Here is a 15,231-nt window from a genome sequence, read left to right on the forward strand (position 1 = left end):
GCGCTTGCCTTCATGCAGTCAGCGGGCTACGATGCCTTATCGTATTAACGCGTTAGTACATTATCATGAAGCGACGCTCGATCGACCCCGAAACGCCAGCGGATTCCGCCGAGACCAGCCTCTGCGAGGCCTTGGCGGCGCTCTCCACCGTGGAAGAAATGCGCGCATTTCTTCATGACCTGTGCACCCCCGCCGAGATCGAGGTGATGGTGGATCGCTGGCGCGTGGTGCCGCACTTGCTGGAAGGGCGCTCGTATCGGGAGATTCACGAGCGCACGTCGGTCAGCATCACCACCATCGGTCGAGTGGCCCGGTACCTCAATCAGGGCAACGGCGGGTACATGGCCGCCGCGGCGCGCCGCAACCTGGGAGGTAACGTATGAAGCCGCGTGATCGACTCCGTATCGCCATGCAGAAATCCGGCCGCCTCACCGAGCCGGCCCAGGAACTGCTCGCTCGCTGCGGCCTGAAGTTCCGGCAGAGCCGCGACAAGCTGTTCTGCTTCGGCGAAGGCGAGCCTGTGGACTTGTTGCTGGTGCGCGACGACGACATCCCGGGTCTCATCGCCGAAGGCGTCTGCGATCTGGGCATCGTGGGTCGCAATGTGCTCCGGGAATTCCAGCTATCGAATCCCGAACTGGGCGAGGGCCTCGACGCATTGCGTTCGCTCGGCTTCGGCCACTGCCGCCTGTCCATTGCGGTGCCGCAGGAAGACGCCTACGACGGCCCGGCGCAATTGGCGGGGCAGCGCATCGCCACGTCGTATCCGGGCCTGCTGGGCGAATGGCTGCGTACGCATGGTGTCGAGGCAAAGGTCGTCATGCTCGCGGGCTCCGTCGAGATCGCGCCGCGCCTCGGCACGGCAGATGCCATCTGCGACCTCGTCTCCAGCGGCGCCACGCTGGTTGCCAATCAGTTGCGTGAAGCGGCGGTGGTCATCGAGAGCGAAGCCGTGCTGGCGGGTCGCCGCGAGCTACCGGCCGACGAGCGCGGTGAGATCGCCGAACTGCTGCTGCGTCGCCTTGACGGCGTGATTCAGGTGCGCGATTCGCGCCTGATCCTCATGCAGGCGCCGCGCGATGCGCTCGCGGCCATCACGCGCTTGTTGCCCGGCAGCCCGGTACCGACGCTCACCCCCGTGGACGGCGCGCCCGATCACGTCGTGCTGCAGGCGCTGTGCGCGGGCTCGGTGAGCTGGCGGCAGTTGGAAGACATGAAACGCGCCGGTGCCCGCGACATGCTGGTGCTGCCGGTGGAGAAGATGCTGGCATGAAACGGATCGATTGGAAGACTCTCGACGAGGCAGGTCGCGAGGCAGCGCTTGCGCGCCCGGCTCAATCACGCGCGACAGAGCTTCGCAGCGGGGTGGAGGCCATCATCGCGGCGGTACGTCGCGGCGGCGATGCCACCTTGCGTGAACTCACCGCCCGCTACGATCGCATCGCGCTCGAAGACCTCGTCGTGAGCGAGGACGAATTCGCCGCCGCAGAGGCGCGCTTGCTCCCCGAACTCAAGGCGGCAATTCGCGAGGCCGCGGGACGTGTGGAAACGTTCCATCGCGCCGCCGCGCCGGGCCCCGTCGCCGTCGACACCGCACCGGGCGTGCGTGTCGAACGTGTGCTGCGTCCGATCGGTCGTGTCGGCCTCTATGTGCCTGCTGGCGGTGCGCCACTGCCATCCACCGCGATCATGCTGGGTGTGCCGGCCGCCATCGCCGGATGCCGCGAGGTCGTGCTGTGTACCCCCGTGCAGGCCAACGGACGCTGCGACGACGCCGTGCTGTTCGCCGCGAGAGCCACGGGTGTGCATCGGGTCTTCAAGCTCGGCGGCGCGCAGGCCATCGCCGCCATGGCCTATGGCACCGCGTCGGTACCCCGCTGCGACAAGTTGTTCGGCCCTGGCAACGCCTGGGTCACGGAGGCGAAGCTGCAGGTAGCGGGTGATCCCGACGGCGCCGCCATCGATATGCCGGCTGGCCCGTCGGAGGTGCTGGTGATCGCCGATGCCGACGCCGATCCCGTCTTCGTCGCCGCCGATCTGCTTTCGCAAGCCGAGCATGGTCCGGATTCGCAGGTGCTGCTTGTGAGCCCCTCGGCGGACCTGCTCGATCGCGTCGAACATGAGTTAGAGCGTCAACGCGCCGCGCTGCCGCGTGCCGCCGTGGCCGCCGATGCGCTTGCCAACAGCCGCCTCGTGCTCGTCGCCGACGTGCTGGAGGCGGTGGAGGTCAGCAACCGCTACGCGCCCGAGCATCTGATCGTGCAGACCGCGGAGCCTCGCGCTTTGTTGGATCAGGTGACCTCGGCAGGGTCCGTCTTCCTCGGCCCATGGACGCCCGAATCGCTCGGTGACTACTGCAGCGGCAGCAACCACGTGTTGCCGACCTACGGCTACGCGCGAAGCTATAGCGGCGTATCGGTCGCCAGCTTCCAGAAGCAGGTGACCGTGCAGGAAGCCACGGCCGCTGGGCTGCGTGCGATCGGCCCCTGTGCCGCCATTCTCGCGGAAGCGGAGCAATTGGAAGCGCACCGGCGTGCGGTCACCTTGCGTCTCGCTGCCCTGGATAACGCCGCATGAGCGTCCTCGATCTTGCTCGTCCCGACATCCGCTCCCTGGCGCCGTATTCGAGCGCGCGCATGGAGGCACAAGGCGGCACCGTGCTGCTCAATGCCAACGAATCCTCGCGCTCGCCGAACGTTCCTGGCGGAGAAGGCCTGAATCGTTATCCCGATCCGCAGCCGCGGGTGCTGGTGGAAACGCTGGCCGAGTTGTATGGCAGCACGGCGGATCGGTTGCTGGTCACGCGTGGCAGCGACGAGGCCATCGACTTGCTCGTTCGGGCCTTCTGTCGTGCCGGCCAAGATGCCGTCGTCGTCTCGCCGCCGACGTTCGGCATGTACGCCGTCTGCGCTCGCATCCAGGGCGCATCGGTAATCGAGTCGCCGCTCCAACCCTCGGGCGCGCTGGACGCCGAGGCGCTGCTTGCGGCCGTGACGCCGACCACGAAACTGGTCTTCGTCTGCACGCCGAACAATCCCACCGGCAATCTGGTGCCGCGCGATGTGCTCGTACGCCTCGCCAGCGCGCTCACCGACCGCGCCATTCTGGTGGTCGATGAAGCCTATGCGGAGTTCAGCGGCGCCACGAGCGCGGTAACGCTGATCGACGAGTACGACAATGTTGCCGTGCTGCGCACGTTGTCGAAGGCGTGGTCACTGGCGGGTGCTCGCGTCGGTACGCTCGTCGCGCGTGCGGAGGTGATCGGCCTGCTACGGCGGATCATTCCCCCCTATCCGTTGCCCTCGCCATGCGTGGATGCCGCGCTCGGCGCGCTTTCGTACGAAGGACGCCGCCTGCAACGTCATCACGTGCAGGAAGTGCTCGGCGAGCGCGCCCGCATGTTGGCGGAACTGTCGCGGGTTCCGGGCGTACGCGAGGTGCTTCCGTCGCACGCGAACTTCCTCGCCGTGCGTTTCGACGACGCAGCGGGCACCTATCGGCGCTTGCTGGCCGCAGGTGTGGTGGTTCGTGACATCACTCGCTATCCGGGCCTCGGTGACGCCTTGCGTATCACCGTCGGCACGGGAAACGAGAACGATCGCGTGCTTGCGGTGCTGCGGGCAGGAGCCGCTGCATGAGCCGGAAAATCCTCTTCATCGATCGTGACGGCTGCCTCATCGAGGAGCCCGCCGACGAGCAGATCGACAGTTACGAGAAACTCGCGCTTGCCCCGGGCGTGATCGCCGCCTTGCAACGTTGTGTCGGTGCAGGCTACGAACTGGTCATGGTCACCAACCAGGACGGCTTGGGCACGCCGTCGTTCCCGCAGGAGGCATTCGACGGGCCGCACGCGCTGCTGCTGCGTATTCTTTCGTCGCAGGGCATCGTATTTCGCGAGCAATTGATCGACCGCAGCTTTCCGCACGAGCAGCGCGATACCCGAAAGCCCGCTACGGGGCTGGCCCGTCACTGGCTGGCCGACGATAGCTGGAGCCGCGCGCAATCCGCCATGATCGGCGATCGCGAATCGGACATGGTGTTTGCCGCCAACATGGGTGTCCGTGGGCTACGTGTGGGCCGCGAAGGCATGAGCTGGAGCGAGGTCGCCCACCAACTCCTCGATGCGCCGCGCACAGCAGAGGTAATGCGCAAGACGCGCGAGACGTCGATCCGCGTTGCCGTCGATCTGGATCGCGTTGCCGATCCTGTCGCCCAGACCGGACTGCGCTTCTTCGATCACATGCTCGAGCAGATCGGCAAGCACGGTGGCTTCGCGCTCGAATTACGCTGTGACGGCGACACCGACGTCGACGAACATCACACCATCGAGGACTGCGCGCTGGCGCTGGGTCAGGCACTGCGCCAGGCGCTCGGTGACAAGCGCGGCATCGGTCGTTACGGTTTCGCCTTGCCCATGGACGAGAGCGCGGCACGCGCAGAACTGGACCTCTCGGGCCGTCCGTATTTCGTCTTCGACGGTCACTTCCCGCGCGAGCGGGTCGGTGACGTGCCCACCGAACTCGTACCGCATTTCTTCCGTTCCCTGTGCGAGACGCTCGGCGCCAACCTGCATCTTTCGGTGCATGGCGAGAACGCGCATCACATGGTGGAGGGCTGCTTCAAGGCGGTCGCACGTTGCCTGCGCCAGGCCATCCGGCGGGAAGGCGAGGAACTGCCGAGCACGAAGGGGAGCCTCTGATGAGCGTGGTTCTCGTCGATGCCGGTGGTACCAATATCGGTTCGGTGCGTTATGCGTTGCAGCGCCTGGGTGCCGACGCCGAACTCACGTCGGATGCCGATCGCATTCGTTCGGCGCGGCACGTCATCCTGCCGGGTGTCGGGGCCGCGGGTCCTGGCATGCGCATGCTGCGCGAGGCCGGCTTGGTCGACGTTCTGCGCGGACTGACCCAGCCCGTGCTCGGTGTGTGCCTCGGCATGCAATTGCTTTGCGAGCGCTCCGACGAGGGCGACACCGAGTGCCTCGGCGTGATTCCCGCGAGCGTGCGTCATATGGTCGGCGGACCCGGACTGCGCATTCCGCACATGGGCTGGAACGGCCTGCGCGTGACCCGGTCGCATCCACTCGTGGATGGGCTTCGCCATGACGACAGTGCGTACTTCGTGCACAGCTATGCCGTTCCCGACGGCGACTATGCACTGGCGACCACCGACCACGGCCAGCCGTTCGCTGCGGTGATTGCCTCGGGCAACTTCATGGGCATGCAATTCCACCCCGAGCGTTCGGCGGGCGTGGGTGCACAACTCCTGCAGAATTTTCTCTCGCTATGACACTTCCCATTCCCGCCATCGACCTGCGCGGCGGCCAGGTCGTCCGCCTCTACCAGGGCGACTACGCGCAGCAGACGACCTTCGCCTTCGCGCCCGATGTCCTGGCCGCGCGGTATGCCGACGAAGGTGCCACCTGGTTGCATGTGGTCGATCTCGACGGCGCGCGTTCCGGCCAGTTCGAGAACCTCGCCACGATCGCCGCCATCGCTTCGGCAGGACGGTTGCGCGTACAGGCCGGCGGCGGCATTCGCGACGAGGCCAGCGTGCGTCGCCTGCTCGATGCCGGCGTCGAACGCGTGGTGGTCGGCAGCATGGCGATACGCGAACCGAAGACGGTAGCGGAGTGGATCGCCCGGCTTGGTCCGGAGCGGATCGTGCTTGCCCTGGATACGCGTTTTCGCGACGGCGCCTGGGCGCTGCCCAGCGCCGGCTGGACGGCCGACGAGGCGAACACGCTCGATGATCTGTTGCCGTGGTACCAAGCGGCGGGCGCCAAGCATGTGCTTTGCACCGACATCGATCGCGACGGCACCATGACCGGCCCCAATCGTGCGTTGTATCGCCACCTTGCCGCACTTGCACCCGCCATGGCGATACAGGCGTCGGGCGGCGTGCGCTCGCTCGACGATGTCGCTGCGCTGACGGTCCAGGGCGTGGCCGGGGTCATTCTCGGTCGGTCGCTGCTGGAGGGGGCCTTCACGCTGCCCGATGCGTTTCGCGTTGCTGCGAAGGCAGGTGCCACATGTTGAGCCGTCGCATCGTGCCTTGCCTCGACGTGCGCGACGGTCAGGTGGTGAAGGGCGTACGTTTCCGCGATCACGTCGTGGTCGGTGAGATCGTGGAGCTCGCCCTGCGCTATCGCGACGAAGGCGCGGACGAGCTCGTGTTCTACGACATCACGGCAAGCCCGGAAGGGCGTCGGGTCGATCGCGACTGGGTGGAACGCGTGGCGCGGGAGATCGACATTCCGTTCTGCGTTGCCGGCGGCATTCGTAGCGTCGGCGATGCGCGCGAGGTCCTGCATGCGGGCGCGGACAAGGTGTCGATCAATTCGCCTGCGCTGGAGCGTCCCGCACTGGTGCGAGAGATCGCCGACGCGTTCGGTGTGCAATGCGTCGTCGTTGGTGTGGACAGTCTGCGTGACGACGACGGTGAGTGGCGTGTGCGGCAATACACGGGAGATCCTTCGCGTACGCGCGCGCTCGGCAAACGCACGCTGGACTGGATCGAGGAAGTCCAGCAGTTGGGTGCCGGTGAGATCGTACTCAATTGCATGGGAACCGACGGTGTGCGCCGTGGCTACGACATCGCGCAGCTCAAGGCGGCGCGTGCGGTGGCGGATGTGCCACTGGTCGCGTCCGGTGGTGCCGGCAGCGCGCAGCACTTCGTCGATGTGTTTCGCCAGGCGGACGTGGATGCCGCGCTCGCGGCGAGCGTGTTCCACACCGGCGAGATCGGCATTCCCGAGTTGAAGCGCCAATTGAAGGCGGAAGGTATCGAGGTGAGGACATGAGCGACGGACAAGCCGATTTCGCGAAGGGTAGCGGCCTGCTGCCGGCCATCGTGCAACATGCGCGCACCGGCGAAGTGTTGATGCTGGGCTATATGGACGAGGCTGCACTGGCGGCGACGCGCGAGGACGGGCGCGTCACATTCTTCAGTCGCAGCAAGGGGCGCTTGTGGACGAAAGGCGAGACCTCGGGCAACACGCTGATGACCGTTGACGTGCGCCTGGATTGCGATGCCGACACGATTCTCGTGCGTGCGCTGCCCGCCGGTCCCACCTGCCACAACGGAACATCGAGCTGCTTTGGCGACGACGTGGCGCCAAAGCTCGGCTTCCTCGCCGAATTGGACGCACTCGTGGCCGAGCGTCACGCGCAGCGCCCGCAGGGAAGCTACACGACGACGTTGTTCGATGGCGGTATGCGGCGCATCGCCCAGAAAGTGGGCGAGGAGGGTGTGGAGACGGCGCTGGCCGTGGTCGCCGAGGATGACGACGCGCTGGTCGGCGAAGCCGCCGACCTGGTGTTCCACCTCATGGTGGCCTTGCGTGCACGGGGCATCGGTTTCGATGCCGTCGCCGCGAAACTTGCGTCACGCCATGCAACGGCACGCATGACCTCGCCCTGAGGCATCGCCGGCACGCAGGACGTGCCGGCGTTTTACCGATCGATCAGCGGTTGCCGCTGCGGTTGCCGCCACTGCCACCGCCACCGTTGCCACCACGATTGCCGCCACCCGGGCGACCCCCGCGATTGCCACCGGGACGCGGACCGCCGCCGGCACGGTTGCCACCGCCGCCGGGACCGCCGCTGCGGTTGCCGCCCGCACTCGGACCGCCTGCGCGGTTGCCGCCGCCCGGACGACCGCCGCGATTGCCACCGCCGTCGAAGCGAGCGCCGGGAGCGCGATTGCCCTCGGCACGGCCCGGACCCTGGCCCATCGGACGATTACCGCCGCCCGCGCCGGGACGACCGCCCGGACGACCACCGCGATTGCCGGTGGCGTTGCCCGTGTTGCCCGCCGCGTTGCCTGCACCGGTGCGGGAATCGCCAGCGAACCACGTGCGGATGGACGGAAGCTCCTGACCCGGCGCGACGCGGCGCGACTTGCGCTGACCGCCACCGGCACCACCACCCCGTTCCGGACGGGCGACGTTGCCATTCACTTCCCGGCGCGGCGCGCCTGGCTGACCGCCGCCGCCGGCACGCCCGCCGCGACCGCCACGGCCACCACGCGGGTTGTCGTCGCGGATGCGATCGAAGGCGGTGAGTTCGCGAGCTTCGTCGTGCCGCGCTGAACTCCAGGCACCCGTGGTGCGCGTGTCCGGGCGGTATTCGGTCACGTGGCGCGGCGCGCGGCGCTGGTGCACCACGGCGCTGAGCGTGAGGACGGGGGCGGGCGCACCGAGACCGGCACGCTCACGGAGGTCCTTGATGGCCGTTTCGTCGAGCGACTCGCAGTCGCCGCGGCGCAGCGCGCGCGGCAGTTCCACGGTGCCATAGCGGATGCGCTTCAGGCGGCTGACCAGGAAGCCCTGCGAATCCCACAGGCGGCGAACCTCTCGGTTGCGCCCCTCGCGGATCGTGACGCGGAACCAGCTATGGCTGCCGCCGCGGCTGATGATGGCGATCTCGTCGAAGCGGGCCGGACCGTCTTCCAGCTCCACGCCGGCCTTGAGCCGTTCGATGATTTCGTCCGGCACCTCGCCGTGCACGCGGCAGAGGTATTCACGCTCCAGGCCGCTCTTCGGGTGCATCAGCGCGTTGGCGAGCTCACCGTCGGTGGTCAGCAGGAGCAGGCCGGTGGTGTTGATGTCGAGGCGGCCCACGGCGACCCAGCGCGCGCCCTTGAGGCGCGGCAGCTGTTCGAACACGGTGGGACGGCCTTCGGTGTCCTCGCGGGTGGTCACCACGCCTTCCGGCTTGTGGTAGACGAGCACTTCGGCGTCGTTCCGGTTGTCGGTGGCGACGACGAACTGCTTGCCGTCGATGGTCACGCGGTCGCCGGCATGGACACTGGCGCCGATCGCGACGACGGTGCCGTTGACTTCGACCTCACCGGCCTGGATGCGCTGTTCGAGCATCCGGCGCGAGCCGAGTCCGGCATTGGCGAGCACCTTGTGCAGGCGCTCTTCGAGTTGGGGGGCGCTGTCGGTGTTGTCGCCGCCGCGCTTAAGGGTGAGCAGGGATCGCTGGGGCGCATTCATGCGCGTGACTCCTCGGTGTCTTTCTCGGCGTCGTCTTGATCGTCGCCTACGGGATTCTCTGCCTCGTCGGCAGTGGGGGAAGCCGCGGCGACGTCGTCGCCGGCAGGCAGCTCGTTCGCCGCTTCGACCGTGTTGCCCTCGATGGGCGCGGTCTCGGTGGCGTTGTCTTCGACCGTCGTGGGCCTTGCCACGACATCATCGGTGTCTTCAGGGTTCACGGGGCTTTCGCCGCCGTCTTCATCGGGCATCGCCACGTGGGCGGTGACCGGTTCCGCGGCGCCATCGAGACGCATCTGCGGGTTCAATTCGTCGAGGTCGCGGATCTCGGAAAGCGGGGGTAGGGCGTCCAGCGACTTCAGGTTGAAGTAATCGAGGAAGGTGCGCGTGGTGCCGAACAGTGCCGGTTTGCCGGGTACGTCGCGGTATCCCACGATACGAATCCACTCACGTTCTTCCAGCGTCTTGATGATGTTGGAGGAAACGACCACGCCACGAATCTGTTCGATCTCGGGGCGGGTAATGGGTTGCCGGTAGGCGATCAGTGCCAGGGTTTCGAGCAGGGCGCGCGAGTATCGGCTCGGTTTCTCCGCCCACATCCGCGACACCCAGCCATGTACCTCGCGTCTCACCTGGTAGCGCCAGCCGGAGGCGACCTCCACCAGTTCGACCCCGCGCCCCTCGCAGTCCGCGGCCAGCGCCGTCAGGGCTGCCGTCATGTCGTCCGTGCCAACCTCGTCTTCCTCGCCGAAAATCGCCTTCAGTTGCGCGATCGTCATCGGCTGGGTGGAGGCGAGCAACGCCGCTTCCACGATGGGTTTGAGTTGTTCGAGATCCATAGGCCTCAAGGTGTGCCGCGCCTTTCACGCGCGGATCGGTTTCGTGCGCGGGAGCGGCCGCTGACGCGACGTCCCCCGTTCGTTGGCCCCTTGTAAGGGCCGTCAGGCGAGCGCTTCTTCCTGCGCTGCCTCCGTGTGTACCTTTGTCTTCAGGTAGATCGGCCCCAGGGTTTCTTCCTGGACGATCTCCACGAGCATTTCCTTCGCCAGTTCGAGCATCGCCAGAAAGGTGACCACCACGCCGAGCCGACCTTCGGTAACGTCGAACAGTGTCTCGAACCGACGGAACCCGCCACCTTCGCTCAGGATGCCGAGCAGATCACCCATGCGCTGGCGCACGCTGAGCGGTTCGCGCTGGATCGCATGGTGCGTGAACAGATCGGCCCGGTTCAGCACATCCTTGAGCGCGAGCAGCAGTTCCTTGAGGTCCAGCGGGGGCGGTACGCGTACCACGTTGTGCTCACCCACGAAGGCGTGGACCACGGTGGTGTCGCGTTCCAGGCGCGGCAGCTCGTCGATATCCGCCGCGGCCTTCTTGAAGCGTTCGTACTCCTGCAACCGACGGACCAGTTCGGCACGCGGATCCTCTTCCAGACCTTCTTCCGCTGGCGGCCTGGGGAGCAGCAGCCTGGACTTGATCTCCGCAAGGATCGCGGCCATCAGCAGGTATTCCGCCGCCAGCTCCAGGCGCATCACCTCGCGCATCATCTCGATGTAATCCATGTACTGCCGGGTGATCTCGGCGACGGGGATATCGAGAATGTCGAGGTTCTGCCGACGAATCAGGTACAGCAGCAGATCCAGCGGTCCTTCGAACGATTCCAGAATGACTTCAAGCGCATCCGGCGGGATGTACAGGTCCTGCGGCATCTGCAGCACAGGTTGCCCGCGCACCAGCGCGAGAGGCATTTCCTGCTGCTGCGGAATGCCCGCGAAGGCATCCTGAGATTTTTCGACCGCCTGGACTTCGGTTGTCTCGTTAGTCATCGGCACACGTCAGAAGGGTCGCGGGTGCGACCGGGAACGCAACAATCGATGCCGTCCGGCGGCTACACCGCCACCTCGCTCGGCATGCCACGCATCGTCGCCGACGAGCGGAAGGCATGGCCGCTGGACACCCCAGGAGGGTCACCGTCTGTGAAGAGGACCGTCGGGAGCAGTGCGCGGCCGGCTCCAAAATACGGAGCGGCGAGGGCGCGACGCCCGAATAAGTTCACCCGATGTGACACAGGGTATCGCCTGTGCCCGTGCAAGTCCAGCGGCTCCCCCGCCGCCGGTCATGACCTTGCGGCACAATAGCGGCATGCAGCCGGCCCAGCGCGCGATCATCCATGTGGACATGGACGCTTTCTACGCGTCCGTGGAGGAGCTGGACGACCCGTCCCTGGTCGGGAAGCCCGTGATTGTGGCCGGCCTGGGCCGCCGCGGCGTGGTCTCCACGGCCAATTACGAGGCGCGCAAGTACGGCGTCCGTTCGGCGATGGCCACCGCGGAGGCGCGTCGGCGCTGCCCGGGAGGGGTCTATATCTTTCCCCGCCATGACCGCTACCAGGCCATATCGAACGTGGTCTTCGGCGTATTCGCCGAGGTCACGCCGATGATCGAAGGGTTGTCGCTGGACGAGGCGTTCCTCGACGTGACCGCGAGCCTGCGGCTGTTCGCCTCGATCGAGGCCATCGGGCGCCGGGTGAAGGACGCCATCCGCGAGCGCACCGGCCTTAACGCCTCGGTAGGCATGGCGCACAACAAACTGCTCGCCAAGCTCGCCAGCGAATTGTCCAAGCCCGACGGTTTCTTGCGCATCGGCCCCGACGAAGCCCAGGGCTACCTCGATCCACTGCCGATCGGCCGGATGTGGACGGTCGGCAAGGTCGCGGAGGAGGCGCTGCACAAGGTCGGTATCCGCACGATCGGCGACCTGCTTCGCGCCGATGCGTGGCGCCTTAACAAGGCCGTCGGCGAACGCCACGCCGCACAGCTACGCGAACTGTGCCGGGGAGAGGATCGGCGGCCGGTGGTCACCGAGGCCCCCGAAGTCTCCATTGGGTCGGAGTGGACCTTCGAATACGATCTGGAAGAACTGGGCATCGCCGAGGCCTGGCTGCTGCGCCAGTGCGAGAAGGTCGGTGCCCGTGCCCGGTCGCGTGGGGTCCAGGCGCGTACGGTGTCCGTCAAGCTGCGCGAACCGCCGTTCACCACGCACAGTCGGCAGGCTCAGCTGCCCGTTCCCGGCAATGCCACGCCCGAGATCTATGCCGTGGCACGACGCTTGCTTCAACTTTGGTGGAACCAGCATCCCCGGCCGAGGCTACGTTTGCTCGGTGTGGCCTTGTCGGGCTTCGACGCCCGGCATGGGGATGAGCAGCAGGACATGTTCGCCGCCCCCGTCTCGAAAAAGCGATCCGACGGCGTTCAGGATCTGATCAACGGGCGCTTCGGCGCCGGGGCGCTGGTTCGTGCGGGTGTACTGAAAACGCGCGACGGCGAATGAATGAGCCCATTGGGCGGGGAACCCGGACTGCGCTAATGTGTCCGTTTGTGACACGGAACGTAACCTGGACGAGGTGCGGTCATGCCGGTCATGACAGGCAAGGACGGTATTTCAGGATGGGTGGAGAAGCTGATGTCGAACGACAAGGATGATCAGAACATGCGATACCGCCATGCCCGCATGCGCGTGAGGACGGCTGTCCTCATGAGCCGCGGCGGTGAGGCGCATCCCACAGACCTGGTGGACATCTCGGCCACCGGCGCCCTGCTGCGTCGTCCTCTCGGCTGGCGCGGTGAGCCCGGGCAGACCTGGATTCTCGACATGATCTTCGGCCACGACCTGCACATCCATGTGGAGGCGTCGGTGGCCCGTGTGTCGGCGCGGCAGATCGGGATGGAATACACCCTCATCCCCGAAGACAAGCAGGCCTCGCTGTGGGAACTGCTCGGCGGCTATGCCGACACGCTGGAGACCTGGAAGGACGAATAAGCACGGCGCCATGCCGGACTCGTGGGAGCCAGCAGGCTGGCGATGGGTGCTTGTCGCGTGCATCCATCGCCAGCAGGCTGGCTCCCACCCGTTTCTATCAGGCTTGTTTCTTTTCTATCAGGCCTGCTTCTTCTTGCGTTCTTCGTCGCGCAGCTCGCGACGCAGGATCTTGCCGACATTGGTCTTCGGCAGGGCGTCGCGGAACTCGATGTGCTTCGGCCGCTTGTAGCCGGTGAGGTTCTCGCGGCAGAACTCCTTCAAGGCATCGACGGTGAGCGACGGGTCCTTGCGCACCACGAACAGCTTCACCACTTCGCCGGAGTGTTCGTCGTCCACGCCGACGGCAGCGACTTCGGCCACGCCCGGGTGGTGCATGACGATGTCTTCGATCTCGTTCGGGTACACGTTGAAGCCCGACACCAGGATCATGTCCTTCTTGCGGTCGACGATGAAGGCCTGGCCTGTTTCGTCCATGCGGGCGATGTCGCCGGTGCGCAGCCAACCGTTGGCGTCGAGCACCTTGGCCGTCTCGTCCGGCTGGTTCCAGTAGCCCTTCATGACCTGCGGCCCGCGAATGCAGAGCTCGCCCACCTCGCCGATGGGAAGGACGCGATCATCTTCGCCACGGATCTGCGCATCGGTGCCGGGAATCGGGTAGCCGATGGCGCCGGTGTAGTCGGTGATGTCGACACGGTTGGCGAACGCCACCGGGGAGGTCTCGGTGAGACCGTAGCCCTCGATGATCGGATGACCGGTGACTTTCTTCCAACGCTCCGCCACGCTGCGCTGCAGCGCCATGCCGCCGGCCATCGAAAGATGCAGGTGCGAGAAATCCACCTGATCGAAGCCCGGGGTGTTGAGCAAACCGTTGAACAGCGTGTTGACGCCGGTGATCGCCGTGAACTTGGTCTTGCGCAGCTCCTTGACGAAGCCACGCATGTCGCGCGGATTGGTGATGAGGTGATTCAGGCCGCCAAGGCTCGCGAAGATGAGGCAGTTAACGGTCAGCGAGAAGATGTGATACAGCGGAAGCGCCGTGATGATCGACTCTTCGCCCAGCGTGGCGTGGCCTGCCACCCATGGCCGCGTCTGCAGCATGTTCGCCACCATGTTGCGGTGGGTGAGCATGGCGCCCTTGGCGACGCCCGTGGTGCCGCCGGTGTACTGCAGGAAGGCCACGTCGTCGTGACCGATCTCCACGGCCGGTAACGCGTGCTTCTTGCCGCGCTCCAGCGCAGCCCGGAAGCGCACGGCGTTCGGTAGGTTGAACGGCGGCACTTCCTTGCGCACCGTCTTCACCACGAAGTTGATGATGTTGCCCTTCGGGAAGCCCACCATGTCGCCGACGGCGGTGGTGATGACGTGCTGAACCTTGGTGCCATCGAGCGCGTGTTGCGCGGTAGCGGCGAAGTTGTCGAGGACGACCAGCGCCTTCGCGCCCGAATCTTCCAGTTGGTGATGCAGTTCGCGCGTCGTATACAGCGGATTGGTGTTCACTACCGTCAGGCCGAGGCGCAGCGCACCGAACAGCGCGATCGGATACTGCAGCAGGTTCGGCAGCATGATCGCGAGGCGGTCGCCTTTCTTCAGCCCGAGTTCGCCTGACAGATAACCCGCGAATGCGGCGGAGAGTTCGTCCAGCTCGCCATAGCTGAGCACCTTGCCGAAGTTGGCGAAGGAGGGGCGATCACGAAATTTCTTAAACGAGTCTTCTAAGACGGCCGCCACGGAGCGGTACGCGTTGACGTCGATGTCGGCGGGAATGCCGGCCGGATAGTGGTCAAGCCACGGACGCTCAATGCTCATGAATCGGACGAACTCCAGAAAGTGACGTTCGTACGGCGCATCGTCGTACGATCGAGGCATTGGAGCATACGCGCGCGTACAGCGGCAAGCCGCGCCGCAGCGAGCCGACACGGGGAGAAAGTACCGATGTGGAAGGCCGGAACCATGCTGCTGTGCCTCGTTTTCGCCGGGATGATCGGCTGCAGGCACACGCCCGACGAGGAACAGATACGGGCCGCAGTGACGGCGACAACCGAAGCGGCGGAAGCGGGCAAGGCAAGCGACGCGGTGGCGGCGCTCAGCGACGATTTCGACGGTAACGGTGGGCAACTGGATCGGCAGTCGCTTTCCCGACTCATTCGCGGCTACGCGCTGCGCCGGCAGGCGATTCACGTGCTGATGGGGCCGATCTCCACCGAGCGGCGAGGCGAGCGGATGGTCGCGACATTTACCGTCACGCTGACCGCCAGCGCGGGCGTACTCCCCGACGACGCGGGTGCATACAACGTCGAAACTGGCTGGCGAAAGGAAGGCGGCGAGTGGCGCTGCTTCACGGCCACATGGAAGAAAGCCTTGTAGCGGCGCACGAGAGACAGGCACAAAAAAACGCCCCGGTGTTACCCGGGGCG

Annotated in this window: 16 protein-coding genes; 12 read left to right on the forward strand and 4 right to left on the reverse strand. The window is 66.1% G+C overall.

Annotated elements, in window-relative coordinates:
- The first annotated feature begins 65 nt into the window (after positions 1 to 65).
- Genes IM816_RS05435 through hisIE form a run of 9 tightly spaced genes read left to right on the forward strand, consistent with a single transcriptional unit; the run spans position 66 to position 7,422 of the window.
- Entirely contained in the window at positions 66 to 383 is a 318-nt protein-coding gene (locus tag IM816_RS05435; protein WP_250340072.1) for a YerC/YecD family TrpR-related protein, read from the forward strand.
- Positions 380 to 1,273, forward strand: coding sequence for an ATP phosphoribosyltransferase (hisG, locus tag IM816_RS05440; protein WP_250340073.1), 894 nt, complete (start codon positions 380 to 382; stop codon positions 1,271 to 1,273). Before IM816_RS05435 ends, hisG begins: the two co-directional genes overlap by 4 nt.
- Positions 1,270 to 2,577 (forward strand): histidinol dehydrogenase, encoded by a 1,308-nt coding sequence (hisD, locus tag IM816_RS05445; protein ID WP_250340074.1) that lies wholly within the window; start codon positions 1,270 to 1,272, stop codon positions 2,575 to 2,577. The genes hisG and hisD overlap by 4 nt, the downstream gene beginning before the upstream one ends.
- Positions 2,574 to 3,638, forward strand: coding sequence for a histidinol-phosphate transaminase (gene hisC / locus IM816_RS05450; protein ID WP_250340075.1), 1,065 nt, complete (start codon positions 2,574 to 2,576; stop codon positions 3,636 to 3,638). The genes hisD and hisC overlap by 4 nt, the downstream gene beginning before the upstream one ends.
- The gene (hisB, locus tag IM816_RS05455) at positions 3,635 to 4,699 is read left to right on the forward strand and encodes a bifunctional histidinol-phosphatase/imidazoleglycerol-phosphate dehydratase HisB (RefSeq protein ID WP_250340076.1); all 1,065 of its coding nucleotides are present in this window, start codon (positions 3,635 to 3,637) and stop codon (positions 4,697 to 4,699) included. Before hisC ends, hisB begins: the two co-directional genes overlap by 4 nt.
- Positions 4,699 to 5,289, forward strand: a complete 591-nt coding sequence (hisH, locus tag IM816_RS05460; protein WP_250340077.1) for an imidazole glycerol phosphate synthase subunit HisH — start codon at positions 4,699 to 4,701, stop codon at positions 5,287 to 5,289. Before hisB ends, hisH begins: the two co-directional genes overlap by 1 nt.
- Positions 5,286 to 6,038, forward strand: a complete 753-nt coding sequence (gene hisA / locus IM816_RS05465; RefSeq protein ID WP_250340078.1) for a 1-(5-phosphoribosyl)-5-[(5-phosphoribosylamino)methylideneamino]imidazole-4-carboxamide isomerase — start codon at positions 5,286 to 5,288, stop codon at positions 6,036 to 6,038. Before hisH ends, hisA begins: the two co-directional genes overlap by 4 nt.
- Positions 6,032 to 6,802, forward strand: a complete 771-nt coding sequence (gene hisF / locus IM816_RS05470) for an imidazole glycerol phosphate synthase subunit HisF (RefSeq protein WP_250340079.1) — start codon at positions 6,032 to 6,034, stop codon at positions 6,800 to 6,802. Before hisA ends, hisF begins: the two co-directional genes overlap by 7 nt.
- Positions 6,799 to 7,422: a bifunctional phosphoribosyl-AMP cyclohydrolase/phosphoribosyl-ATP diphosphatase HisIE gene (gene hisIE / locus IM816_RS05475; protein ID WP_250340080.1), complete on the forward strand. Its 624-nt coding sequence runs from the start codon at positions 6,799 to 6,801 to the stop codon at positions 7,420 to 7,422. Before hisF ends, hisIE begins: the two co-directional genes overlap by 4 nt.
- Before the next feature lie 43 nt (positions 7,423 to 7,465).
- Here hisIE and IM816_RS05480 read toward each other — a convergent pair whose 3' ends face one another.
- The 3 genes from IM816_RS05480 to IM816_RS05490 all read right to left on the reverse strand — a co-directional run bounded on the left by IM816_RS05480 (position 7,466) and on the right by IM816_RS05490 (position 10,746).
- Positions 7,466 to 9,001, reverse strand: a complete 1,536-nt coding sequence (locus tag IM816_RS05480; protein WP_250340081.1) for a pseudouridine synthase — start codon at positions 8,999 to 9,001, stop codon at positions 7,466 to 7,468.
- Positions 8,998 to 9,837 (reverse strand): SMC-Scp complex subunit ScpB, encoded by an 840-nt coding sequence (gene scpB / locus IM816_RS05485; protein ID WP_072323056.1) that lies wholly within the window; start codon positions 9,835 to 9,837, stop codon positions 8,998 to 9,000. The genes IM816_RS05480 and scpB overlap by 4 nt, the downstream gene beginning before the upstream one ends.
- Positions 9,838 to 9,939: 102 nt before the next feature.
- Positions 9,940 to 10,746, reverse strand: a complete 807-nt coding sequence (locus IM816_RS05490; protein WP_218184758.1) for a segregation and condensation protein A — start codon at positions 10,744 to 10,746, stop codon at positions 9,940 to 9,942.
- 250 nt (positions 10,747 to 10,996) lie between these two features.
- Here IM816_RS05490 and dinB point away from each other — a divergent pair, with 250 nt between their 5' ends.
- Both dinB and IM816_RS05500 read left to right on the forward strand, forming a co-directional pair.
- Complete coding sequence (dinB, locus tag IM816_RS05495) at positions 10,997 to 12,328, forward strand: DNA polymerase IV (RefSeq protein ID WP_250340082.1); 1,332 nt, start codon at positions 10,997 to 10,999, stop codon at positions 12,326 to 12,328.
- A gap of 132 nt (positions 12,329 to 12,460) precedes the next feature.
- Positions 12,461 to 12,817 (forward strand): PilZ domain-containing protein, encoded by a 357-nt coding sequence (locus IM816_RS05500; protein WP_250340702.1) that lies wholly within the window; start codon positions 12,461 to 12,463, stop codon positions 12,815 to 12,817.
- Positions 12,818 to 12,934: 117 nt separating this feature from the next.
- Here the strand turns inward: IM816_RS05500 and IM816_RS05505 are convergent, their stop codons facing one another.
- A complete protein-coding gene (locus tag IM816_RS05505; protein WP_250340083.1) occupies positions 12,935 to 14,623 on the reverse strand; it encodes an AMP-binding protein in 1,689 nt (562 codons plus the stop codon).
- A gap of 126 nt (positions 14,624 to 14,749) precedes the next feature.
- On the opposite strand from IM816_RS05505, the gene IM816_RS05510 reads away from it, so the two are divergent.
- Positions 14,750 to 15,181 (forward strand): hypothetical protein, encoded by a 432-nt coding sequence (locus IM816_RS05510; protein ID WP_250340084.1) that lies wholly within the window; start codon positions 14,750 to 14,752, stop codon positions 15,179 to 15,181.
- Positions 15,182 to 15,231 lie beyond the last annotated feature (50 nt).

The sequence above is a fragment of the Luteibacter flocculans genome (assembly GCF_023612255.1).
Taxonomy (GTDB): Bacteria; Pseudomonadota; Gammaproteobacteria; order Xanthomonadales; family Rhodanobacteraceae; genus Luteibacter; species Luteibacter flocculans.

Bases quoted from the DNA above. Each gene is read 5' to 3' on its own strand.
- IM816_RS05435 (WP_250340072.1), top strand. From the start codon at position 66: ATGAAGCGACGCTCGATCGACCCCGAAACGCCAGCGGATTCCGCCGAG.
- hisG (WP_250340073.1), top strand. From the start codon at position 380: ATGAAGCCGCGTGATCGACTCCGTATCGCCATGCAGAAATCCGGCCGC.
- hisD (WP_250340074.1), top strand. From the start codon at position 1,270: ATGAAACGGATCGATTGGAAGACTCTCGACGAGGCAGGTCGCGAGGCA.
- hisC (WP_250340075.1), top strand. From the start codon at position 2,574: ATGAGCGTCCTCGATCTTGCTCGTCCCGACATCCGCTCCCTGGCGCCG.
- hisB (WP_250340076.1), top strand. From the start codon at position 3,635: ATGAGCCGGAAAATCCTCTTCATCGATCGTGACGGCTGCCTCATCGAG.
- hisH (WP_250340077.1), top strand. From the start codon at position 4,699: ATGAGCGTGGTTCTCGTCGATGCCGGTGGTACCAATATCGGTTCGGTG.
- hisA (WP_250340078.1), top strand. From the start codon at position 5,286: ATGACACTTCCCATTCCCGCCATCGACCTGCGCGGCGGCCAGGTCGTC.
- hisF (WP_250340079.1), top strand. From the start codon at position 6,032: ATGTTGAGCCGTCGCATCGTGCCTTGCCTCGACGTGCGCGACGGTCAG.
- hisIE (WP_250340080.1), top strand. From the start codon at position 6,799: ATGAGCGACGGACAAGCCGATTTCGCGAAGGGTAGCGGCCTGCTGCCG.
- IM816_RS05480 (WP_250340081.1), bottom strand. From the start codon at position 9,001: ATGAATGCGCCCCAGCGATCCCTGCTCACCCTTAAGCGCGGCGGCGAC.
- scpB (WP_072323056.1), bottom strand. From the start codon at position 9,837: ATGGATCTCGAACAACTCAAACCCATCGTGGAAGCGGCGTTGCTCGCC.
- IM816_RS05490 (WP_218184758.1), bottom strand. From the start codon at position 10,746: ATGCCTCTCGCGCTGGTGCGCGGGCAACCTGTGCTGCAGATGCCGCAG.
- IM816_RS05500 (WP_250340702.1), top strand. From the start codon at position 12,461: ATGTCGAACGACAAGGATGATCAGAACATGCGATACCGCCATGCCCGC.
- IM816_RS05505 (WP_250340083.1), bottom strand. From the start codon at position 14,623: ATGAGCATTGAGCGTCCGTGGCTTGACCACTATCCGGCCGGCATTCCC.
- IM816_RS05510 (WP_250340084.1), top strand. From the start codon at position 14,750: ATGTGGAAGGCCGGAACCATGCTGCTGTGCCTCGTTTTCGCCGGGATG.